This is a genomic window from Amycolatopsis sp. NPDC059235, assembly GCF_042754125.1.
GTDB classification, from domain to species: Bacteria; Actinomycetota; Actinomycetes; order Mycobacteriales; family Pseudonocardiaceae; genus Amycolatopsis; species Amycolatopsis albidoflava.
Genome location: NZ_JBHZAG010000087.1, coordinates 15,551 through 37,687 on the forward strand (window position 1 = coordinate 15,551; position 22,137 = coordinate 37,687).

The following is a 22,137-nucleotide window of genomic DNA, read 5'->3' on the forward strand; positions in this document are numbered from 1 at the left end:
AGCACACAGGAGAGCATCATGAGCAACTTCCGGCTCCCGGGTGACTTCCGGGCCCCGAATACCCTGTCGCCCCAGTCGCGGTACATCCTCCCGTCCTACGTCGAGCGCACCAGCTACGGCGTGAAGGAGTCCAACCCGTACAACAAGCTGTACGAGGAGCGGACGATCTTCCTCGGCGTGCAGGTGGACGACGCGTCGGCGAACGACGTGATGGCCCAGCTGCTGCACCTCGAGCACGAGGATCCGGACCGCGACATCAGCATCTACATCAACTCCCCGGGCGGGTCGTTCACGTCGCTGATGGCGATCTACGACACCATGCAGTACATCCGCCCGGACATCTCGACCGTGTGCCTCGGCCAGGCCGCCTCGGCCGCCGCGGTGCTGCTGGCGGCGGGCACGCCGGGCAAGCGCATGGCGCTGCCGAACGCGCGCGTGCTGATCCACCAGCCGGCCACCGAGGGCACCTACGGGCAGGTCTCGGACCTGGAGATCCAGGCCAACGAGATCCAGCGCGTGCGCCGCCAGATGGAGGTCATCCTGGCGAAGCACACGAACAAGGAACCGGACGAGATCAAGGCCGACATCGAGCGGGACAAGATCCTCACCGCCGAAGAGGCCAAGGCCTACGGCCTGATCGACGAGGTGCTTCCGTACCGGAAGGCCTCGGCGAACTGACCGCGACGGGCCGGTGCGCGGCGAATCCGCGACGCGCACCGGTCCGCTGGTCTACTGTCGGTCGTCGACGTGCCCTATGGGGGTCGGGTGTTCCCGCCCGCGCCTTCGGGCGGGTACCGTCGGTGGCAATGCGTGTTGGTCCCGGGAACGCCTGGCAGTCCCGGGGTCGCCAAACAGTTGTGCAGGTGCGCCCGCGCACCGGAGGGGACGAGGTCAACGGCCATGGCACGGATCGGTGACGGCGGCGACCTGCTGAAGTGTTCTTTCTGCGGCAAGAGCCAGAAGCAGGTGAAGAAGCTCATTGCCGGGCCAGGGGTCTACATCTGCGATGAGTGCATCGACCTCTGCAACGAGATCATCGAAGAGGAGCTGGCCGAAGCCGGCGACGTGAAGCTCGACGAGCTCCCGAAGCCCGCCGACATCCACGAGTTCCTCGAGCAGTACATCATCGGCCAGGACGACGCGAAGAAGACGCTCGCGGTCGCGGTGTACAACCACTACAAGCGCATCCAGGCCGACGACAAGTCCGGCCCGAAGGACTCCAAGGACGAGCCGGTCGAGCTGGCCAAGTCCAACATCCTGATGCTCGGCCCCACCGGCTGCGGCAAGACCTACCTCGCGCAGACGCTGGCGAAGCTGCTGAACGTCCCGTTCGCCATCGCCGACGCCACCGCGCTCACCGAGGCGGGCTACGTCGGCGAGGACGTCGAGAACATCCTGCTGAAGCTGATCCAGGCGGCGGACTACGACGTCAAGCGCGCCGAGACCGGCATCATCTACATCGACGAGGTCGACAAGATCGCCCGCAAGAGCGAGAACCCGTCGATCACCCGCGACGTGTCCGGCGAGGGCGTGCAGCAGGCGCTGCTGAAGATCCTCGAGGGCACCACCGCGTCGGTGCCGCCCCAGGGCGGGCGCAAGCACCCGCACCAGGAATTCATCCAGATCGACACCACGAACGTGCTGTTCATCGTCGCGGGCGCGTTCGCCGGGCTGGAAAAGATCATCAACGAGCGGGTCGGCAAGCGGGGCCTCGGCTTCGGCGCGGAGATCCGCACGAAGGCCGAGATCGAGGGCAGCGACGTGTTCTCCGAGACGATGCCGGAGGACCTGATCAAGTTCGGGCTGATCCCGGAGTTCATCGGCCGGCTCCCGGTCGTGGCGACGGTGAACCACCTGGACAAGGAATCGCTCGTCTCGATCTTGACGCAGCCGCGCAACGCGCTGGTGAAGCAGTACAAGAAGCTCTTCGAGATGGACAACGTCGAGCTGGAGTTCACCAAGACCGCGCTCGAGGCCATCGCGGACCAGGCCGTCCTGCGCGGCACCGGCGCCCGCGGCCTGCGCGCGATCATGGAGGAAGTCCTCCAGCCGGTCATGTACGACATCCCGAGCCGCGAGGACGTGGCGAAGGTCGTGATCACCGAGCAGACCGTGCGGGAGAACGTCAACCCCACGATCGTGGCTCGCCAGCCGTCGCGTCGCACTCGCAGCGAGCGCGGCGAAAAGTCGGCCTGACCCGGCGTCCGCCGGGCGTTAGCAGGAGTCGGCTGTCCGGGTGTCGGCGGCAGGCGCGATAATGGACAGGATGACAACCGTGCCGCTGACCGCACCCCGGGGGGACGAGACTGCCGACCCCGGCGATGCGGTGCCCGCCGAGACCGAGCCCGCCGCCGCGCCGGTCGTCGGCATCCTGGAGTTGAGCGAGCGGGTAGCCGCGTCGGTGTTCACGCGCTTCCCGTGGCTGCCCCGCGCGGCCGAGATCATGCTGGCGCTGTGCACGCTGGTCTGCCTGGTGGCGGTCGGCACCCGGCTGTCGGCGCTGCCGCTGCTGCCGATCCCGCTGTACGTGGTGTCGTGGCTGTTCCTGCGCCGGTGGCGTGCGTCGGAGACCCGGGCGCTTCAGCTGCGCTGGTCGCTGCTGACGGCGCTGGCGGGGCTGGTCGGGTTCTGGGTGATGTCCGTCGTGGCCCGCTGGGTCTCGTAACTCGCTCGCGGCGAGTGTCCTTCGCGGTGAAGGATTGCCGCTATGGATGCGGTAGTGCAGTGGGTGTGCACCTCGTGGACGAAGAAATCCCGCGGCGGGGTGGAGGCGGCTCGCCGCAATGCGGCCCCGATCGCGTTCTCTCTTCCGGCGTTGCCCGCGCCCTTCACCCATGTGGTGCGGATGGGCGAGGAGACGGATTTCGAACCGCGGTGTGCGGCCTGGGAAGGCGAGCGGGACAAAGCACCGTCGCCGCTGGATTCGACAGTTCGCCTCGACGAGGCCGACGACCTGCTGCGGGTGAAACTGGAAACCACCCATTTTGGGAGGCGGTCCGGCCGCCCGCGCCGCCCTCCGGCGCGTCGCCTGGCTCGCGGGGAATGGCTGCGGTGGCAGGTGAATTACCGCTTCACCGGTTTCCGCAGCGGCAATTGGCATTACCGGCTGGACACGTTGAATGTCGCCTACGGGCCGGTGTCGCCGGACCTGTTCCTGGGCACGCCGACGCATACGATCGAGGAACTGGGCTTTTTCCGCTGATCCCGGCGAAGCAGGCTCAGACCTTCTGCCGCAAATGCTTCCCCAAGAACCCCACCATGCTGGGCACCGTTGTCCGGAAGAACGTGTCGCTGTGCTTCCCGTGCGCCGTGTAGCCAATGGTCGGGTGCGTTTCCGCGATATACCGCCGCACGCCGGTGATGAACGGATCTTCCGTCCCGCAGTAAACCGCCGTCGGAATGCCCTGCAAAGACGCCTGGTGGCGCAGCGGGTCGAGCGACGTCCAGTCCGTCATGCCGGTGAAAATGCGGCGTTTCGCCATTTCCGGCCACGACGTGAGCAGCGCGGGCGCGATCGCGGCGACCGCGGCTGGCGGCTGGCGGCGTTCGGCTCGGCGGCGGGCGTACAGGAGCGCGCCGAATCCGCCCATCGACACCCCGGCGCAGGCGAACGGCAGGCCGTCCGTGCCGCCGAAGCCGCGGGCGCGCAGCCACTGCGGGACTTCTTCCAGGAGCATCGCCATCGGGTCGTCGCCGGGACGGACCTGGTGCCAGTAATTGTCGCCGCCGTCGACCGCGACGAAGCCGTACGCCGGCACGGCTTTGCGGGCGACGTCGCTGGCCAGCTGCTTCAGCAGGCCGCTCGGCGCGGCGGAGCGGGCGGATCCGTGGAGGCCGTGCAGCATCAGGGACATCGGGAGACCGGCCGGCGGCTTCTTGCTCGGCAGCTGGAAAACGAGGTCCACTTCCCGGCCGCGGGCGTGCGAGTAGACGCGTTCCACCCGCATGCTGCCGAGCTGGGTGACCGGCGTCGACGACGTCACGCCCAGTGCCCGCTGCATCGCTTGGTTGAACGGCACCACGCCGGTCGCGCTCCCCACCGCGAGCCCGGCGATGCCGAGGCCCGAGGCGCCCGCGATCAGCATGGACCGGCGGCTCACCCGCCTTCGGCCCTCAGTCTCCTCGTTCACCCAATCCCCCTCACCCATATAGCGTAAGACGTGGCGAAGGGGCAAAACGTTGCCTTCAGAAGATCTTCATAGGGTTGTTGTGACCAGACCCACGGACGCCCGAGCGGCGGCAGGGCTGTCTCCGAGCCCGACGACGAGTGTCACGCAGAGTGGCGAGAGCACCTCGGCCACTCCTCGGTCGCCCCGGCCGAAGTGGCCCAGCAGTTCGAGGGTGACATAGCCGTGGATCGCGCTCCAGATCTGTGAGGCGACCGACAGCGGATCGCCCTTGAGCCGTCCGGCCTCGATCGTGCGCGAGACGGCCGCGACCATGCCTCGGAAGGACGCAGCGGCCTCGCTGTCCGGGCTCTCCCTCATCAGGTCCCCGACCGCTTGCCCGCGCGCGCCCGCCTCGCGGAACATCAGCGTGAACAGCTCGGGGTGCTCCACCGCGGTGCGGCGGTAGGCCAACGCGAGGCCGTACAGATCGGCCACCGGATCGTCGCTCTGCCCGACGGTCGCCATGTTCGCGATCAGCCGTCGAAACCCTTCTCGCGCAACGGCATCGGTGAGCGCGGCCATCCCGCCGAAGTGGGTGTAGACGGCCATTGTGGACGCGCCGATCTCGGCCGCCAGCTTGCGGGCCTGCAGTGCTTCCGCGCCGCCGTCGGCCAGCAGCCGGATCGCCGCCTCGACCAGTTGCGTCCGCGCGTGTTCGCCCCGAGTCCGCTCGCTCATGCTTGCCAGTATCCCATAACCCTGTTATACCGATGACCATAACCACGTTATGGACGGAGCGCGTCATGGGAAATCACTTCCTCGAAGGCAACTTCGCACCGGTCGAGCGCGAGTACACGAGCACCCGGCTGACGGTGACCGGGCAGCTGCCCGACTACCTCGACGGCCGCTACCTGCGCAACGGGCCGAACCCGACCGATCCGGATCCGGAAATGCACCACTGGTTCATCGGCCGCGGCATGGTGCACGGCGTGCGGCTGCGCGACGGCCGGGCCGAGTGGTACCGCAGCCGCCGGGTCGGCACCGATGAAGGCGGGGCCAACACCAACGTCATCGGGCACGCCGGGCGCACGATCGCGCTAGTCGAGGGAGGGCTGCCGCAATGGGAGCTCAGCGAGGAGCTGGACACCCTGGGCATCTGCGACTTCGACGGCACCCTCTCCGGATACACCGCACACCCGAAGCGCGACCCGAGGACCGGCGAGCTGCACGCCGTCTCCTACCAATTCGGACTGGGGAACAAGGTCCAGTATTCGGTGGTCGGCACCGACGGACGGGCGCGGCGCACGTTCGACGTCGAGGTCACCGGCGCGCCGATGATGCACGACTTCTCGCTCACCGAACGGTATGTCGTGTTCTACGACCTGCCGGTCACCTTCGATCCGGACCAGGTCCCGGTGCCGGTCGACGTCCCCGACCCGCTGACCGCGCGCACCGGCCGCGGCGTGAGTTCCTTGCCGTACCGGTGGAATCCGGACTACCCGGCGCGCATCGGCGTGATGCCGCGCGAGGGGGACAACAGCGACGTCCGCTGGTTCGACGTCGGCCAGTGCTACGTCTTCCACCCGCTCAACGCCTACGACGAGGACGACCGGATCGTGCTCGACGTCGTCCGGCATCCGAAGATGTTCGACCGCGCGCTGCACGGCCCGGCCGAGGGCGAGCCGACGCTCGACCGGTGGACTGTCGACCTCACGCTCGGGAAGGTCGTCGAGGAACGGATCGACGAGCACGGCCAGGAGTTCCCGCGAGTGGACGAACGTCTCGTCGGGTTGCCGCACCGGTACGGCTACGCGACGGCGCTCGACGACCGGTCCCGCAGCGTCGGCGCGGTGTACAAACACGACCTCCGCAAGGGATCCGTGGAGGCGCACCGGTTCGGTCCCGGCCGCGAGCCGGGCGAGTTCGTGTTCGTTCCGTCCCGTGCGGACGCGGGCGAGGACGAGGGCGTGCTGATGGGCTATGTCTACGACGCGGCCGAGGCGCGCAGCGATCTCGTCCTGCTCGACGCGGGCACCCTCGAAACCGTTGCCGCCGTGCACCTTCCGGACCGGGTCCCGCACGGTTTCCACGGCAACTGGGTGCCCGCCGAAGCGTGATCAGGTGAGCAGGCGCTGGTCTCCGGTGTAGAGGTTCATGCTGTCGCCGCGCAGGAACCCGATCAGCGTCATGCCGTTCTCCTCGGCCAGTTCCACCGCTAGCGACGACGGCGCGGACACCGCGGCGAGCAGCCCGATGCCGGCCATCGCGGCCTTCTGCACCAGCTCGAACGAGGCGCGGCCGGAGACCAGCAGCCCCAAGTCCGGGGCGGGGATCCGGCCCGCCTGCAGAGCCCAGCCGAGCACCTTGTCCACCGCGTTGTGCCGTCCGACGTCCTCGCGCACCACGACGAGCTGACCGTCCGAAGTGAACAGTCCGGCGGCGTGCAGGCCGCCGGTGGACGAGAACACCTTTTGCTGTTCCCGCAACCGATCCGGCATCTGGGTGAGGACGTCGGTCTTCACGGTGAATTCCGAAGCGCCGGGGGAGAACCGGCTGCGCAGCTTCACCGCGTCCAGTGCGGCCTTGCCGCAGACGCCGCACGACGAGGTGGTGTAGAAGTTCCGCTCGACGCCGGTGTCCGGCGGGGCGACGCCCTCGGCGAGTGCGATGTCGAGCACGTTGTAGGTGTTGCGGCCCTGGTCGTCGACGCCGTCGCAGTAACGCGCGACAGCCACGTCCTCACGGGACCCCAGCACGCCTTCGGACAACAGGAAGCCGTGCGCCAGTTCGACGTCGTGGCCGGGAGTGCGCATTGTCACTGCCAGCGCCTTGCCGCCGACCCGCAGCTCCAAGGGCTCCTCGGCGGCCAGCGAGTCCGGCCGGCGCCGCTCGCCGGTCGCGGAGATCCGCCGTACCGGCCGCCGTACCGTCACTCTGCCCATCGCCTGCTCCGCTCGTCCTCGTTGTCCGCTTCGGCGTCGATTTTTGTTGTCATCGACAAGACATTCTCAAGTCATTCGACAGTCATCCGGCGCAACGCCGTGGATCTGGTAAACCATTCCCAGCACCTCGTCACTGTTGGGAGGAGACCGCCGATGGCTGTCCCCGGCTTCCTTGCCCGTTCCCGCATCGTCGCACCGCCTGGCTGGACCCGCTGGCTCGTGCCGCCCGCTGCGCTGTCCATCCACCTGTCGATCGGCCAAGCCTACGCGTGGAGCGTCTTCAAGACGCCGCTGGAGAAGACTCTGGGACTGTCCGGCACGCAATCCGGGCTGCCGTTCCAGCTCGGCATCGTGATGCTGGGCCTTTCCGCCGCGTTCGGCGGCACGCTCGTGGAGCGCAACGGCCCGCGCTGGGCCATGGCCGTCGCCACGGTCTGTTTCTCCACCGGCTTCCTGCTCGCCGCGCTGGGCGTCGCGACCGGACAGTTCTGGCTCGTCGTGGCCGGTTACGGCGGCGTGGGCGGGATCGGTCTCGGCATCGGCTACATCTCGCCGGTGTCGACGCTGATCAAATGGTTCCCGGACCGGCCGGGCATGGCCACCGGGATCGCGATCATGGGCTTCGGCGGCGGCGCGCTGATCGCGTCGCCGTGGTCGTCGGCGATGCTCGGCACCTCGCCCACGACGGGCGACATCGCGACGGCGTTCCTGATTCACGGGATCGTGTACGCGGTGTTCATGACGCTGGGCGTGCTGATCGTCCGCGTCCCGGCCGACGACTGGCGTCCGGCGCGCGCGGCGGCGCAGACCGCGGCCAAACCGATGATCTCCACGGCGAACGTCTCGGCGGCGAACGCGCTGAAGACGCCGCAGTTCTGGTGTCTCTGGATTGTCTTGTGCCTCAACGTGACCGCGGGCATCGGCATCCTGGAGAAGGCCGCGCCGATGATCACCGACTTCTTCAAGCACACCTCGGCCCCGGTGAGCACCGCGTCCGCCGCCGGGTTCGTCGCGCTGCTCTCGCTGACCAACATGCTGGGCCGGTTCGTCTGGTCGTCCACATCGGATCTGGTGGGGCGCAAGAACATCTACCGGTTCTACCTCGGCGTCGGCGCGCTGCTGTACCTGGTGATCGCGTTGACCACGAACGGGTCCAAGCTCGTGTTCGTGCTGTGCGCGATGCTGATCCTGTCCTTCTACGGCGGCGGGTTCGCCACGCTTCCGGCGTACCTCAAGGACCTGTTCGGCACCTATCAGGTCGGCGCGATCCACGGCAGGCTGCTGACCGCGTGGTCGGCGGCGGGCGTGCTCGGGCCGCTGATCGTGGACGGGATCGCGGACAGCCAGAAGGCCGCGGGCAAGACCGGGCCGGACCTGTACCAGCTGTCGTTCTGGATCATGATCGGTCTGCTGGTGGTCGGGTTCGTCGCGAACGAGTGCGTGCGCCCGGTGAAGGAGAAGTTCCACGAGCCGGCCGGGCAGACCGCGGTGGGGAGTGAGGCGTGATGACGAGTGCCGAGGGCCGCTCCGGCGGCCGGACCCTCCTGCTGGTGATCGCCTGGCTGTGGGTGCTCGCCCCGTTCGCCTACGGCGTGGTCGAGCTGATCCGGAAGGTGGTCGGGCTCTTCGGCGGCTGAGCCGCCGGCGAACGCTGCTCCGAAAATTAGCACTGGACAAATGGTCAAGAGTCGTTGACCATTGTCCCCATGACTGGGGACGACCAGGCGGGCTATGTCCCGCCCCAAGAATCTGTCCAGGTGGAGACGACCGATCAGCTGCGCGCGGTCAGCAACGTCGTGCGGCACCGCGTGCTCGCGGTGCTGCGCGACGGGCCCGCGACGATCACGCAGGTCGCCGAGCAGCTGGACATCGCGAAAGGCAGTTCCAGCTACCACATGCGCGTGCTGGAGCGGGCCGGGCTCGTGCACGTCGTGCGCACGCGGAAGGTGCGCGGCGTGCTGGAGCGCTACTACGCGCACGTCGGCAAGAGCATCGAGCTGCCCGAACCCGCCGCGGGACAGCGGGATGTGCTGATGCAGCACGCGATCAACGACCTCTCGACCGCTCCCGAGGGCTCGCGCCGGTACGTCCGGATGCAGCACACGCGGATCAGCGAGACGCAGTTCGAGGAGTTCGAGCGCCGGCTGGCCGAACTGCTTGACGAGTTGCGGGACGCGCGCGACGCCGACGAGGCAGCCGCCACCGTCGCGGTCGCGTTCTTCCGTCCGGGGCCGGGTGCGGCCCGATGACCAATCCGAAGATGCCTCCCGCGTTCAGTCGCTTGTGGACCGCCGCGACAGTCAGTTCTCTCGGCGACGGCGCGTACGTCGCGGCGTTGCCGTTGCTGGCGCTGCTGCTGAACAGCGATCCGCTCGTGGTCAGCTTGGTGACGGTGGCGGTGCTCGCGCCGTATCCGGTGGCCGGGTTGTTCGCGGGCGCGCTGGTCGACCGGTGGGACCGGCGGCGCACGATGTGGATCGCCGACCTGGCGCGGGCGGTGTTGCTGGTGCTGACGGTCGCCGCGGGTGCGTTCGGCTGGCTCAGCATTCCGGTCCTGCTCGTGGTGGCGTTCCTGCTCGGCACCGGCACGTTGTTCTTCGACACCGCCGCGCAGGCGTACCTGCCGGATTTGCTCGCGCGGGACCAGACTTTGCTCCGGCGGGCCAACGGCTACCTGCGCGGGGCGTCCACCGCCGCCGGACAGTTCGCCGGGCCGCCGGTCGGGAGTTTCCTTTTCACCGTGGGAAGAACGCTGCCGTTCGCGGTGAACGCGCTGACCTACGTGGCCAGTGCGGTGTTGATCCGGACCCTGCCGCCGGCCCCGGTGCCGAAACGCGAATCGGGACGCTCGGTATGGGCGGACTCGAAGGAGGGTTTCGCTTACGTAGTCAAGGATCGGCTGCTGCTGGGCCTCGCCTTGCGGCCCGCCGTCGGGAACCTGGCGTTCGGCGCTTTCGGGGCGGTGCTGGTGGTGTTCGCGAAGGACGCGCTCGGCCTGCACACCGCCGGGTACGGCTTCCTGCTCGCCGCGGAAGCCGCCGGGGGATTGGTGGGCGCGATGGTGCTCGCCGGGCCGCTGGAGAAGTGGCTGGGCACCGGCACCGCGCTCACCGTGACCGCGGTGGTCGAGGGCGGCGCGGTGCTGGTGTTCGGCCTCGCCCGCGATCCATGGCTCGCCGGGGCGATGTTCGCGCTGTGCGGCTGCGCCATGGCAGCGACCATGGTGCTCGGCGGATCGCTGCGACAGGTCGTGGTCCCGGCGCGGCTGATGGGCCGGGTCGCCGCGGCTTCGCGCCTGGTCTCGGCCTCGGCCGCACCAGCGGGTGCCGCGCTTGGCGGCTGGCTCGCCGCGACGGCCGGGGTGCGGGTGCCGTACGTCGGGGCGGCGGGGGTGCTCGTGTCGATGACTCTGGTGACGATGAGCATGACGAGCAACAAGCGGATCGACGAGGCGCTCGCGCGGGCGAAAGAGGTTACTCCAGTCGCATAGCGGCCACAGCGGCGAAGAGGATCGGGAATGCCAAGGTGAGCGGGCAAACCGTGAGCCAGGCGCGGCGCGCTGCTCGTTTCGGCTGGCCCCCCGAAGCGACCAGCGCGCCGATCCCGGCCGCGACCGGCAGCGCGAAAAGCCCCCACTGCGTGAAGGAAGCGAGCACGATGATCCCGAGCACGGCCGGCAAGCTCAGCCCCTTCGAACCAGCCGCCACTCCGACCGCGAGCGCGCAGAGCACCAAGGCGCTGACCAGAAACGCGCCCGCGCCGTGCAGCGCACCGGCGAGCGCGGGGCGGGCTTGGGTCGGTTCGCTCGGGTCCGGGTCCACGCAAGGATCCTGGCAGGCCGGGAAGCGCGGCGGATGCGTGGAACTACTCGGTTCGGAGGCGGTCGAGCAGGCTTTCCCTCGCGGACTCCACGTGATGTTCGGCCACTCGGGCTAACCGTCCCCGGTCTCCGGCGCGAATCAGCTCCGCCAATTCCCGATGCTCAGCCACCACCCGAGCCCGGTAATGCTCATGCCCGAGCGAAACCCGCTGCAGCTGGAACAGGAAGACCTGCGAGCGCACGGCTTCCCACGCCTCGGTGAGACGTCCGTTGCCCGCCGCCGCGTAGACGCGGTCATGGAAAGCGATATCCAGCGCCAGCAGTCGCGGGCCGTCCGCGTTCGTGCGGACGGCCGTGGCCAACTCCGCGACTAACGCGTCCAGCGCGTCCAGGTCCTCGGCGGTCGCAGCGGTGCGCGCGGTGACCGCGGCCAGCCGGTCCAGGGCGGCGCGCACCGAGTAGACCTCTGCGACATCCTCGGCGGTCACGTCGACCACCGTGGTCGGCCGATGCCAGCCGCAGCGGACCAGGCCTTCCCGGGCGAGCTGGGCGATGCCCTCGCGTACCGAACCGCGGCTGATTTCCAGCGACGCGGCGAGTTCGACCTCGCGCAGGGGCGCGCCGGGCCGGAAATGGCCGGCGAAGATCGCTTCGCGCACCCGGTCGGCGGCTTCGTCGGCGAGCCCGCGGCGCGCCGCCTTCCTCAGGGGGGTGACTTCCACGTCCTAATGTTGACATTCAGACATCAGCCAGTCAACGTGGAGACACCGATCCCCGTGCCGAAGGAGTGCCTCATGGCCGTCCGTCCCGCCTTCCACCTGGCCATACCGGTCGACGACCTGCCGAAGGCCCGCGAGTTCTACGGCGCCGTGCTCGGGCTCGCGGAAGGCCGCTCATCGGACGCGTGGGTCGACTGGAACTTCCACGGCCACCAGGTCGTCACGCACGCGGTCCCGGGCGCCCGCGCGGAATCGGGCCGCAATCCGGTCGACGGGCACGACGTGCCGGTGCCGCATTTCGGGCTGGTGCTGGATGTCGACAGCTTCCACGAGCTGGCCGGGCGGCTGCGCGCGGCGGGCACCGAGTTCGTGATCGAGCCGTACCAGCGGTTCGCCGGCGAGCCGGGGGAGCAGTGGACGATGTTCCTGCACGACCCGGCCGGGAACGCGCTGGAGTTCAAGGCTTTCCGCGACGAGACGCGGTTGTTCGCGAAATGAACGTCCTCGTCACCGGAGCCTCGCGCGGGATCGGCCGCGCCATCGCCGTCGCCTTCGCCACCCGGGGCGACCGGGTCGCTGTCCACTGTGGATCCAACCGGGAGGCCGCGCGCGAGACGCTCGAGGCGCTGCCCGGTTCCGGGCACGTGCTCGTGTCCGGCGACCTCGGCAACCCTGATGCCGCGCAATGGATCGCCGACGTCGCCGAGGAACAGCTCGGCGGGGTCGACGTGCTGGTCAACAACGCCGCGGTCGGGACCACTCCGGCCACGCGCACGCCGATCAGCGAAATGTCCTACGTGGACTGGCAAGAGGCGTGGCGGCGCACGCTGGACGTCAACCTGCTTGGCGCGGCCAACGTTTCCTTCCACGTCGCCCGCCACCTGATCGCTCGCGGCGTGCCCGGCCGGATCGTGAACATCGGGTCGCGCGGGGCGTTCCGCGGCGAACCCGAATACCTCCCGTACGGCGCGAGCAAGGCCGCGCTGCATTCGTTCGGCCAATCGATGGCGGTCCAGTTGGCCCCGCACGGCATTTCGGTTACGTCCGTGGCTCCGGGCTTCACCGCGACCGAGCGCGTCGCCGACCGAGTCACTGATCAGGTGCGGGAGCAGAGCCCGTTCGGCCGGGTGGCCGAGCCGGAGGAAATCGCCGAAGCGGTGGTGTTCCTGGCCTCGTCGGACACGCCCTGGGCGTCCGGCTCGATCTTGGACATGAACGGAGCCTCACACCTGCGCTGAGCTGTGAGCTGTGTCACGAATGCAGCAAATCGGGGCCGCCGGACGTCCAGAGGGGCGTGCGGATCGCAGGGAAAGTTATCGCCGGCGCGCTGTCGATGGTGGTGTTCGCCGGCACGGCCTACGGGTTCTCGACGCTGTCGGCGCTGGACGACATCACGCGCAGCGACGTCATCGGCGCCGGCGGATCGGTGGAAGAAGGCCAAAAGCACGCCGACGGGGCGCTGGACATCCTGTTGGTCGGCCGGGACGCGCGCAAAGGCCCGGACGGGACCCCGCTGCCGCAGAGCGTCCTGGACGAACTGCGCGCGGGCGCGAACGGCGACGACCTCACCGACACGTTGATCGTGCTGCGGATCCCGGACGGGCAGCAGGAGGTCAAGGCGTTCTCCATCCCGCGCGATTCGTACGTCTCCATGCCCGGCGGGAAAGGCAAGATCAACGCCGCGTTCGGCCGCGGCAAGGCGGCCGAGGCGTCGAAACTGCGCGCGGCCGGCGAGACCGACAAGGACAAGATCGAGAAGGACTCGATGACCGCGGCGCGCAAGTCGACGCGGCAGGCGGTCGAGGATCTCACCGGCGTCACCATCGACCACTACGCCGAGGTCAACCTGCTGAGTTTTTCCGAGATCAGCAAGGCCGTCGGCGGGGTCGAGGTGTGCCTGAAGAAGGCCACCAAGGACGAGAACTCGGGCGCGGACTTCCCGGCGGGCAAGCAGCGGCTCTCCGGCGGCGCCGCGCTGGCGTTCGTGCGGCAGCGAGACAACCTGCCCGGCACCGACTTCGGCCGGATGCGGCGGCAGCAGGTGTTCCTCGCTTCGATGGCGCACGAGGTGCTCTCGGCCGGGACGCTCGCTGATCCGGGGAAGCTGAGCGATCTCATCGACGCGGTGAAGCGGTCGGTGGTGCTGGACCAGTCGTGGAACATCCTGGACTTCGTCAGCAAAATGCGCGGGGTGTCCGGCGGCGGCATCCAGTTCACGACGATCCCGGTCGTGAACCCGGACTACCGGTACGACAAATCCCATCCCACGGCGACCGCGGTGCAGGTGGATCCGGCGCAGGTGAAAGCGTTTGCGTCGGGCTTGATCGGAGCGGCGCCGCCCGCCGCTCCGCCTGGTGCGCCGAAGGCATCGGTGGAGATTTCCAACGCCGGTGGCGCGTCGGGTCTCGCGGCGCGGGTCGCGGATGTGCTGAAGGGCAAGGGATTCGCCGCCACCGCCGACGGAAACGCGCCGTCGCAGCGGACGTCGATCGTGCGCTACCCGGCCGCGCTCGCCGCCGAGGGCGCGGAGGTGGCGAAGGAACTGGGCGGACTGTCCATTAAGGAATCAGCAGACGTTCCGGCTGGGCACATCCAGGTGGTGCTCGGGAAGGTCTACTCAGGACCGGGGGTGTCGGACGGCGGGTCTGCGGCTGGGGTGCCGGTGAAGGCCGACCAGCCGCAGCCCGTCACGTCAGACGGTGACAACTGCATCGACTGACGCCTCGCGGGTGGTGGTGCCGGGGTTCTGACCGGCACCGCCACTCACGAGCAGGTCACGCGTGGTGGTGCGGCTCCAGTCGAATCACGACCGCCTTCGACACCGGCGTATTCGACTTCTCCGCAACAGAATCCAGCGGCACCAACGCATTCGCCTCCGGGAAATACGCCGCCGCGCACCCGCGAGCCGTCGGGTAAGCCACCGCCCGGAAGCTCGGCGCGCGCCGGTCCCCGTCCCGCCATTCCGAGACCAGGTCCACGATCTCGCCGTCCGCGACCCCCAGCGCGGCCAGGTCGTCCGGGTGCACGAACACGACCCGGCGTCCGTCCTCAATCCCGCGGTAACGGTCCGACAGCCCGTAAATCGTGGTGTTGTACTGGTCGTGGCTGCGCAGCGTCTGCAGCAGCAGCCGCCCCTCGGGAACTTCCGGATACTCCAGCTCCGACACCGTGAACGTGCCCTTGCCGGTCGCCGTGCCGGTGAACTCGCGCGAGTCGCGCGGTGCGTGCGGCAGGACGAAACCGTCCGGTTCGCGGACGCGCTGGTTGTAGTCGTGGCAGCCCGGCACCACAGCGGCGATGCGGTCGCGGATCAGGTCGTAGTTCTTCTCGAACGACCGCCACGGCACCGAGTGGTCCGCACCGAGCAGCTTCTCCGCCAAGCGGCACACGATCGCGACCTCGGACAGCAGCTCGTCGCTCGCCGGAGCCAGCCGGCCGCGCGAGGCGTGCACTTGCGACATCGAGTCCTCGACGGTCACGAACTGCCGTCCGGATTCCTGGTCGTCACGCTCGGTGCGGCCGAGCGTCGGCAGGATCAGCGCGGTGCGGCCAGGGACGACGTGCGAGCGGTTGAGTTTCGTCGACACGTGCACGGTCAGCGAGCACGCCCGCAGCGCGTCCGCGGTCCGGTCCGAATCCGGGGTGGCGGAGGCGAAATTGCCGCCCATCGCGAAGAACACCTTGCCGCGGCCGTCGAGCATCGCGCGGATCGAGTCGACGGTGTCCCAGCCGTGCTTGCGCGGCACCGCGATGCCGAACTCCCGGTCGAGCGCGTCCATGAACGGCTCGGGCATCTTCTCCCACACGCCCATGGTGCGGTCGCCTTGCACGTTCGAGTGGCCGCGCACCGGGCACAGGCCCGCGCCCGGCTTGCCGATCATCCCGCGCACCAGCGCCAGGTTCACGACCTCGGCGATCGTCGGCACCGCGTGCTTGTGCTGGGTCAACCCCATCGCCCAGCAGTAGATCGTGCGCTCGGACGTCGCGATCATCCGCGCGATGTGCTCGATCTGCTCGCGGGCCAGCCCGGTCGCCTTCTCGGTCTCCGGCCAGTCGATCTCGCACAGCTGCTTGGCCCAGTCCTCGAAGCCGTGCGTGGATTTCTCCACGAACTCACGGTCCACAATAGACCCCGGCGCGGCGTCCTCCCACTGCAGCAGCAGATGCCCGACCGCCTGGAACAGCGCGAGGTCGCCGCCGAGCCGGATCTGCGCGAACTCGTCGGCCAGCGGCGTGCCCTTGCCGACGACGCCGCGCACGTTCTGCGGGTTCTTGAACCGCATCAGCCCGGCCTCGGGCAGCGGGTTGACCGCGACGACCTTCGCGCCGTTGCCCTTCGCCTGCTCCAGCGCGGACAGCATCCGCGGGTGGTTCGTGCCCGGGTTCTGCCCGACGACCACGATCAGGTCGGCCTGGTGGATGTCGGCCAGCGACACCGAACCCTTGCCGATGCCGGTGGTCGCCGACAGCGCCGCGCCGGACGATTCGTGGCACATGTTCGAGCAGTCCGGCAGGTTGTTCGTGCCGTACGCGCGCACCAGCAGCTGGTACACGAACGCGGCCTCGTTGCTGGTGCGGCCGGAGGTGTAGAAGATCGCCTCGTCCGGGCTCGCCAAGCCCTTCAGCTCGTCCGCGATCACGCCGAACGCCTCGTCCCAGGAGATCGGCTCGTAGTGCGAAGCGCCCTCGCGCAGCACCATCGGTTCGGTGAGCCGGCCCTGCTGGCCGAGCCAGTAGTCGGTGCGCTCGTTCAGCTCGGACACCGGATGCGCGGCGAAGAACTCACGGCCGACGCGCCGTTTCGTCGCCTCCTCGGCGACCGCCTTCGCGCCGTTTTCGCAGAACTCCGCGAACTTCCGCTTCTCGCCGTCGACCTGCCGCGGCTCGGGCCACGCGCAGCCCGGGCAGTCGAAGCCGTCCCGCTGGTTCAGCAGCCGCAGCGTGCGCGCGGTGCGGACCGGGCCCATCTGCTCCACCCCGCGCGCGAGCGAAACGGCGACTCCCGGGATCCCGGCCGCCCAGCCTTTCGGCTTGCCCACTTCGAGGCGGGCTTCGTCCACGTCACCAGTCGGAGCTTCGCGAGTCATGGGCACATCGTCCGCCTTTGCCTTGCAGAACCCAAGACGGGGGTCGTCACACTGCCGCCTCGCGGTCCCGTTCCCGGCGTTCGGCCCGCAGCAGCGCGCGGTCCGCGGCGGTCACGATCAGCAGCAACCCGCTGGTCACGATCAGCACGACGGCCAGCCGGTGCAGTCCGCCGGAGTCGGCGTGCCCGCCATAGCACTGCGCGATGACCGTGGCCGCGACTATCGCGCCGAGGTATTGCGCGGTCCGGAAGAGCCCGCTCGCGGTGCCCATCGTCTCGGCCGGAGTCTCGCGGTACAGCGTCGTCTGGTTGGCGACGCTGGTGAGCCCTTGCGCCAGACCGAACAACGCGGCGAGCACGAGCAGCCAGATCAACGCGGTGCCGTCGTTCACGAACAGCAGCGCGACGGAGCCCGCGAGGAGTGCGGCACCGACCAGCAGCAGCCGCAGCCGGACGCCGGTCGGACGGCCGGACAGCGCGGCCGCGCCTACCGCGATCCCGGACATCGGCAGGAGCAGCAACCCGGCGGCGGATTCGGCGAACCCGCGAGCCTCTTCGAGCCACTGCACGTAGCCGAACATGATCGTGTAGATCGCGAGGAAACTCAGTGCCTGCCGCGAATACGTGCGCAGGACCGGGCCGTTCGCGGCGAGCATCCGCAGGTCGATGAACGGCTTCCGGGCGCGCAGTTCCACTCGCACGAACAGCGCGCCGAGCACGATCGCCGCGGCCAGCAGCCACAGATCGCCGATGCCGGGCGCCATCAGGTAGCACAGCAACACCAGCAGCGCGGCGGAAAACAGCGCGATCCCGGCGACGTCGATCCGCTCGGTCGGCTTCTCGGCCGGAGTGTCCTTCGGCACCCACAGCAGCGTGAGCACCAGCGAAATCCCAGCCAGCGGCAGGTTCACCGCGAAGATCGCCGGCCAGCCGAAGAGCACGATCAGCACACCGCCGAGCGTCGGGCCGATCACCATGACCGTCTGCGCGGACATCGCCAGCACGGACAACACCCGCGCGGGCACGCCTTCGCCGATCTCGTCGGCGCGCCGCCGCAGCACCGCCATCGCGGCCGGGAAGCCGGCGCAGGTGCCGATGCCGAGCACCGCTCGTACGCCGGTGAGCCATTCGACCGAGATCGGGATCATCCCGGCGATCCCGGCCACCATCACCACGGCCGCGCCGCCGAGCAGCACGCGCCGCGCGCCGTAGCGGTCGACGAGCAGCCCGACGACCGGCTGCCCGACCGCCGTGGCCAGGTACAACGAGGAAATCAGCCAGGCCGTGCGGCCCGGTCCGGCGCCGAAGGCCTGCCCGATCGGGACGAGCGCGACGGCGATGAGCGTGGAGTTGATCGGATTCAGCACGGCGCTCGCGACCAGCGGGGTCACCAGGCGCGCGCCGAAGCGGGATTTCGCGGGGGCGGTCGCGGTGTTCGTCAGTGCTCCTCAGGGTCAATGGGTCAGCGCTGGGCGATCCGCTGCAGCAAGGGCAGCGCGCGCCGGACCGTTTCGAGTTCGTCCTCGGTGAGTTCGTCGGCCAGCGCGGCGGCGAGCCATTCGTCGCGGTGCTGCCGGATCCCGATGACGGTCTTGGCGCCGAGATCGGAGAGGGAAATCACGACGCGCCTGCCGTCGGCGGGGTCGCGCGTGCGGTTCAGATAGCCGAGCGTGTCGAGCACGCCGAGCGTCGCGGCCATGGACTGCTGCCGCACGTGCTCCGCCGCGGCCAGCTCGGCCTGGGTCCCGGGCCCCTCGCGATGCAGCCGGTTGAGCACGGCGGTCTGGGTCGGCGTGAGGATCTCGGCGTTGTCGACCTGCCGCAACCTGCGATGCAACTGGCCGACGACGCCGCGGATCCACCCGGCGGACTCGGCTACCTGCGGCGGGACGGACGGGTGTTCGGGCATAAGCACAGTCTAGCCTGTTGAGTTCAAACTGTGCATCCTCGGGCGACCGCGGCGGGGCGCCAAGCGCGACAGTCGCCTGGGCAGGGTGGAAGGCGCCCCGATGAACGCCCGGGCCCCGTGACCGGCCACGCGCGACCAGTTCACCGGGGCCAGCAGTTCAGCGGCTTAACCTGCCTCGGCAAGCGGGCTGGGGACAGCGCGCGCTGCTCAGCGCGGCTTTCAACCGGGCTGCGTGGTGGTCATCGCGACGAGGGCTGGTGAGTTCGCCGCCACCTCGTCGTTGTAAATCCCCGCGATGTCCTGCGAACGACCTTCGCCGGGACTAGAGCGGCTGGCTGCTGGTCTCAGCCGACGAGCCGAGCCCGAGGATGTACCCGATCTTCTCGTCGTTCACCCCGATCGGCTGAACCTGGTGCACCACGATCGCCGCCGCGAGCAGCAGGACCAGGCCGACGATCGCCGCGATCCCGGGCCAGCGGCTGGGCGCCGCGCCGCCGCGGCCGTAGACCGCGGCCGGGGCGCTGCGGCGTTCGCGCTTGCGCCGCTTCTTCATGTCCTTCTTCGCGCCGAGCCACGCGTCCCGCTGGGCGTGCTTGCGCCACTCGGGGTCCATGAGGTCCGGATGGGTTTCCATCCGGTCGTCCGGATCCTCCGGCCGAGTCATCGGCGCACCGCCTTTCCCCCTGCGTAACCCCGCCGCGGCGGGTTCGTAGACTTGTCCATTGTGACCGAGAACGCTCCGCAGCAGAAAACCGACCTTCCGGGTGCCTGGGACCCGGCCGCCGAGGAAGCCCCGATGTACGACCGCTGGGTAGCGGCCGGGTACTTCACGGCCGACGCCTCGTCGGAGAAGCCGCCGTTCTCGATCGTACTGCCGCCGCCGAACGTCACCGGCAGCCTGCACATGGGCCACGCGCTCAACCACACCCTGATGGACGCGATGAGCCGCCGCCGCCGGATGCAGGGCTACGAGGTGCTGTGGCTGCCGGGCATGGACCACGCGGGCATCGCGACGCAGAACGTCGTCGAGCGCCAGCTGGCCGGCGAGGGCCTGTCGCGCCACGACCTCGGCCGCGAGAAGTTCGTCGAGCGCGTCTGGGAGTGGAAGGCCGAGTACGGCGGCAAGATCCTGGGCCAGATGAAGCGGCTCGGCGACGGCGTCGACTGGTCCCGCGAGCGCTTCACCATGGACGAGAACCTGTCCAAGGCCGTCCAGACGGTGTTCAAGAACTTCTACGACGCCGGCCTGATCTACCGCGCCGAGCGGATCATCAACTGGTGCCCGCGCTGCCAGACGGCGCTGTCGGACATCGAGGTCGACCACAACGACGACGACGGCGAACTCGTGTCGATCCGCTACGGCGACGGCGACGCCTCGATCGTCGTGGCCACCACGCGCGCCGAGACGATGCTGGGCGACACCGCGGTGGCCGTGCACCCGGACGACGAGCGCTACGCGCACCTGGTCGGCACCGAGATCGAGCTGCCGCTGACCGGCCGCAAGATCCCGGTGGTCGCGGACCGGCACGTCGACCCGGAGTTCGGCACCGGCGCGGTCAAGGTGACCCCGGCGCACGACCCGAACGACTTCGAGATCGGCCGCCGCCACGACCTGCCGATGCTGACCGTGATGAACGAGCGCGCCGAGGTCACCGTGCCCGGTCCGTTCGAGGGCCTCGACCGGTTCGAGGCGCGGCCCGCGGTGGTCGCCGCGCTGCGCGAGCAGGGCCGGATCGTCGCGGAGAAGCGGCCGTACGTGCACGCGGTCGGGCACTGCTCCCGCTGCGACACGGTCGTGGAGCCGCGGCTGTCGCTGCAGTGGTGGGTCAAGGTCGCGGAGCTGGCGCAGGCCGCCGGCGACGCGGTGCGCGACGGGCGGACGAAGATCCACCCGGCGGAGCTGGAGAAGCGGTACTTCGACTGGGTCGACAACATGCACGACTGGACGATTTCCCGCCAGTTGTGGTGGGGGCACCGGATCCCGGTCTGGTACGGGCCCGGCGGCGAGGTCGTGTGCGTGGGGCCGGACGAGCAGCCTCCCTCGGGCGAGGGCTGGACGCAGGATCCGGACGTGCTCGACACGTGGTTCTCGTCGGGGCTCTGGCCGATGTCGACGCTGGGCTGGCCGGGGGAGACCGCGGATCTGGCGAAGTTCTATCCGACCAGTGTGCTGTCCACCGGGTACGACATTCTGTTCTTCTGGGTCGTGCGGATGATGATGTTCGGCGTGCAGCAGATGGACGGGCGGCAGCCGTTCGACCATGTGTATCTGCATGGCCTGATTCGCGACGCCAACGGCAAGAAGATGTCCAAGTCGCGCGGGAATGTCATTGATCCGCTGGAGTGGATGGACGCTTACGGGGCGGATGCCACCCGGTTCACCCTGGCGCGCGGGGCCAATCCGGGGACGGACATGGCGCTGGCGGACGAGTGGGCCGCCGGGTCGCGGAATTTCTGCACGAAGCTGTGGAATGCCAGCAAGTTCGCGATGATGAACGGGGCGACCGTCGAGGGGTCGCTGCCGGATGCTTCGGAGCTGACCGAGTCGGATCGGTGGATTCTCGGGCGGCTCGCCGCGCTGGTGGCTGACGTGGACGGGTTGTTCGAGGACTTCCAGTTCGCGAAGGTCGCCAATGCGTTGTACCAGTTCACCTGGAATGAGTTGTGTGACTGGTATTTGGAGTTGGCCAAGGTTCAGTTGTACCAAGGGGATTCCGCGCGGGTTGAGGCTACGCGGAAGGTGCTTGGGCATGTGCTGGACACAGTGCTGCGGTTGCTGCACCCGTTCGTTCCGTTTGTGACGGAGAAGCTGTGGACTGCGTTGACTGGTGGCGAGTCGTTGGTGATCGCTGCTTGGCCGAAGGCGGTTGAGGGTTATGCGGATTCGGTTGCGGACGCTCGGATCGCTGATGTGCAGAAGTTGATTACCGAGATTCGGCGGTTCCGTGCTGACCAGGGGCTGAAGCCGGGGCAGAAGGTTGCTGCGCGGTTGGCTGGGGAGGCGTTCCCGGAGGGGCACTCGGGCGCGATTCGGTCGTTGGTGCGGCTTACTGAGCCGGAGGACGGGTTCTCGGTCAGTGCTTCGTTGGAGGTTGCGCTGGCTGGCGGTGTGGTGACTGTGGAGTTGGATACTTCCGGGACCATTGACGTTGCTGCTGAGCGGAAGCGGTTGGAGAAGGATCTCGGTGCTGCGCGGAAGGAATTGGCGCAGACTGAGGGGAAGCTCGGGAATGAGGCGTTTATTGCTAAGGCGCCGGAGCAGGTGATCGAGAAGATCAAGGTGCGGCGGGAGACTGCGGTGGCTGATATTGGGCGGATTGAGGCTCGGTTGGCTGCGTTGCCTGCTTCCTGAGTTCTCTCGCGTTCGGCTCGTCGCCTGGCGGCGACATTGCGCCCGCTCGGGTGGGGGCCACCACCCCGAAGTTTTATTGTGCTGACGGTTCGGGGGTGCTTGTCAAGGCGGGAAAGATGCCTTGACAAGCACCCCCGAACCGCAGGGCGGCTTCGGATCGGGGTTGGGGGCGGGGTGGGTGCCTCCAAGGTCTGTGTCTT

The 22,137-nt window shown here is 68.9% G+C and carries 22 protein-coding genes; 13 read left to right on the plus strand and 9 right to left on the minus strand.

From position 1 onward, the window contains the following. Window positions 1-18 precede the first annotated feature (18 nt). The 4 genes from ACFXI3_RS37875 (at window position 19) to ACFXI3_RS37890 (ending at window position 3,202) form a co-directional block, all read left to right on the plus strand. Window positions 19-678 carry an ATP-dependent Clp protease proteolytic subunit gene (locus ACFXI3_RS37875; RefSeq protein ID WP_344283640.1) on the plus strand — a complete coding sequence of 220 codons (660 nt, stop codon included), beginning with the start codon at window positions 19-21 and terminating at the stop codon, window positions 676-678. 222 nt (window positions 679-900) lie between these two features. Next, window positions 901-2,196 (plus strand): ATP-dependent Clp protease ATP-binding subunit ClpX, encoded by a 1,296-nt coding sequence (gene clpX, locus ACFXI3_RS37880; RefSeq protein ID WP_009081145.1) that lies wholly within the window; start codon window positions 901-903, stop codon window positions 2,194-2,196. Between the two features lie 70 nt (window positions 2,197-2,266). Continuing rightward, window positions 2,267-2,665: a hypothetical protein gene (locus tag ACFXI3_RS37885; RefSeq protein ID WP_344283647.1), complete on the plus strand. Its 399-nt coding sequence runs from the start codon at window positions 2,267-2,269 to the stop codon at window positions 2,663-2,665. Between the two features lie 42 nt (window positions 2,666-2,707). Next, window positions 2,708-3,202 (plus strand): hypothetical protein, encoded by a 495-nt coding sequence (locus ACFXI3_RS37890; protein WP_378406198.1) that lies wholly within the window; start codon window positions 2,708-2,710, stop codon window positions 3,200-3,202. Window positions 3,203-3,218: 16 nt separating this feature from the next. Here the strand turns inward: ACFXI3_RS37890 and ACFXI3_RS37895 are convergent, their stop codons facing one another. Together ACFXI3_RS37895 and ACFXI3_RS37900 are read right to left on the minus strand one after the other, a co-directional pair. Continuing rightward, window positions 3,219-4,148 carry an alpha/beta hydrolase gene (locus ACFXI3_RS37895; protein WP_377927188.1) on the minus strand — a complete coding sequence of 310 codons (930 nt, stop codon included), beginning with the start codon at window positions 4,146-4,148 and terminating at the stop codon, window positions 3,219-3,221. A gap of 48 nt (window positions 4,149-4,196) precedes the next feature. Further along, on the minus strand, window positions 4,197-4,847 hold the full coding sequence (locus tag ACFXI3_RS37900) for a TetR/AcrR family transcriptional regulator (RefSeq protein ID WP_378406200.1): 651 nt from the start codon (window positions 4,845-4,847) through the stop codon (window positions 4,197-4,199). 65 nt (window positions 4,848-4,912) lie between these two features. Here ACFXI3_RS37900 and ACFXI3_RS37905 point away from each other — a divergent pair, with 65 nt between their 5' ends. After that, a complete protein-coding gene (locus ACFXI3_RS37905) occupies window positions 4,913-6,226 on the plus strand; it encodes a carotenoid oxygenase family protein (RefSeq protein ID WP_378406202.1) in 1,314 nt (437 codons plus the stop codon). Here the strand turns inward: ACFXI3_RS37905 and fdhD are convergent, their stop codons facing one another. Further along, a complete protein-coding gene (fdhD, locus tag ACFXI3_RS37910; RefSeq protein WP_116205611.1) occupies window positions 6,227-7,051 on the minus strand; it encodes a formate dehydrogenase accessory sulfurtransferase FdhD in 825 nt (274 codons plus the stop codon). It lies immediately after the preceding gene. A gap of 153 nt (window positions 7,052-7,204) precedes the next feature. On the opposite strand from fdhD, the gene ACFXI3_RS37915 reads away from it, so the two are divergent. The 4 genes from ACFXI3_RS37915 (at window position 7,205) to ACFXI3_RS37930 (ending at window position 10,541) form a co-directional block, all read left to right on the plus strand. Continuing rightward, window positions 7,205-8,557 carry an OFA family MFS transporter gene (locus ACFXI3_RS37915; RefSeq protein WP_378406204.1) on the plus strand — a complete coding sequence of 451 codons (1,353 nt, stop codon included), beginning with the start codon at window positions 7,205-7,207 and terminating at the stop codon, window positions 8,555-8,557. Then, window positions 8,557-8,688 carry a hypothetical protein gene (locus ACFXI3_RS37920; RefSeq protein ID WP_344283664.1) on the plus strand — a complete coding sequence of 44 codons (132 nt, stop codon included), beginning with the start codon at window positions 8,557-8,559 and terminating at the stop codon, window positions 8,686-8,688. Before ACFXI3_RS37915 ends, ACFXI3_RS37920 begins: the two co-directional genes overlap by 1 nt. Before the next feature lie 69 nt (window positions 8,689-8,757). Beyond that, on the plus strand, window positions 8,758-9,300 hold the full coding sequence (locus ACFXI3_RS37925; RefSeq protein WP_344283667.1) for a helix-turn-helix domain-containing protein: 543 nt from the start codon (window positions 8,758-8,760) through the stop codon (window positions 9,298-9,300). Beyond that, complete coding sequence (locus ACFXI3_RS37930) at window positions 9,297-10,541, plus strand: MFS transporter (RefSeq protein ID WP_378406207.1); 1,245 nt, start codon at window positions 9,297-9,299, stop codon at window positions 10,539-10,541. Before ACFXI3_RS37925 ends, ACFXI3_RS37930 begins: the two co-directional genes overlap by 4 nt. On the opposite strand, the gene ACFXI3_RS37935 is transcribed toward ACFXI3_RS37930, so the two are convergent. After that, window positions 10,525-10,872, minus strand: coding sequence for a hypothetical protein (locus ACFXI3_RS37935; protein WP_378406209.1), 348 nt, complete (start codon window positions 10,870-10,872; stop codon window positions 10,525-10,527). The genes ACFXI3_RS37930 and ACFXI3_RS37935 overlap by 17 nt on opposite strands. Window positions 10,873-10,915: 43 nt before the next feature. Next, window positions 10,916-11,593, minus strand: coding sequence for a GntR family transcriptional regulator (locus ACFXI3_RS37940; protein WP_344283676.1), 678 nt, complete (start codon window positions 11,591-11,593; stop codon window positions 10,916-10,918). A 72-nt stretch (window positions 11,594-11,665) separates the two neighbouring features. On the opposite strand from ACFXI3_RS37940, the gene ACFXI3_RS37945 reads away from it, so the two are divergent. Genes ACFXI3_RS37945 through ACFXI3_RS37955 form a run of 3 tightly spaced genes read left to right on the plus strand, consistent with a single transcriptional unit; the run spans window position 11,666 to window position 14,309 of the window. After that, window positions 11,666-12,088, plus strand: coding sequence for a VOC family protein (locus tag ACFXI3_RS37945; protein ID WP_344283678.1), 423 nt, complete (start codon window positions 11,666-11,668; stop codon window positions 12,086-12,088). Beyond that, window positions 12,085-12,828 carry an SDR family NAD(P)-dependent oxidoreductase gene (locus tag ACFXI3_RS37950; protein ID WP_378406211.1) on the plus strand — a complete coding sequence of 248 codons (744 nt, stop codon included), beginning with the start codon at window positions 12,085-12,087 and terminating at the stop codon, window positions 12,826-12,828. Before ACFXI3_RS37945 ends, ACFXI3_RS37950 begins: the two co-directional genes overlap by 4 nt. Window positions 12,829-12,884: 56 nt before the next feature. Further along, window positions 12,885-14,309, plus strand: coding sequence for an LCP family protein (locus ACFXI3_RS37955; protein ID WP_378406213.1), 1,425 nt, complete (start codon window positions 12,885-12,887; stop codon window positions 14,307-14,309). Window positions 14,310-14,364: 55 nt separating this feature from the next. Here ACFXI3_RS37955 and ACFXI3_RS37960 read toward each other — a convergent pair whose 3' ends face one another. The 4 genes from ACFXI3_RS37960 to ACFXI3_RS37975 all read right to left on the minus strand — a co-directional run bounded on the left by ACFXI3_RS37960 (window position 14,365) and on the right by ACFXI3_RS37975 (window position 19,249). Next, window positions 14,365-16,677, minus strand: a complete 2,313-nt coding sequence (locus ACFXI3_RS37960; RefSeq protein WP_378406215.1) for an FdhF/YdeP family oxidoreductase — start codon at window positions 16,675-16,677, stop codon at window positions 14,365-14,367. 46 nt (window positions 16,678-16,723) lie between these two features. Then, on the minus strand, window positions 16,724-18,067 hold the full coding sequence (locus ACFXI3_RS37965; RefSeq protein WP_378406217.1) for an MFS transporter: 1,344 nt from the start codon (window positions 18,065-18,067) through the stop codon (window positions 16,724-16,726). Window positions 18,068-18,138: 71 nt separating this feature from the next. Beyond that, complete coding sequence (locus tag ACFXI3_RS37970) at window positions 18,139-18,585, minus strand: MarR family transcriptional regulator (protein WP_354739490.1); 447 nt, start codon at window positions 18,583-18,585, stop codon at window positions 18,139-18,141. 322 nt (window positions 18,586-18,907) lie between these two features. Next, window positions 18,908-19,249, minus strand: coding sequence for a hypothetical protein (locus ACFXI3_RS37975; protein WP_344283696.1), 342 nt, complete (start codon window positions 19,247-19,249; stop codon window positions 18,908-18,910). 60 nt (window positions 19,250-19,309) lie between these two features. Between ACFXI3_RS37975 and ACFXI3_RS37980 the strand changes: the two genes are divergently transcribed. Next, complete coding sequence (locus ACFXI3_RS37980) at window positions 19,310-21,937, plus strand: valine--tRNA ligase (RefSeq protein WP_378406220.1); 2,628 nt, start codon at window positions 19,310-19,312, stop codon at window positions 21,935-21,937. The last annotated feature ends 200 nt before the right edge of the window (window positions 21,938-22,137 follow it).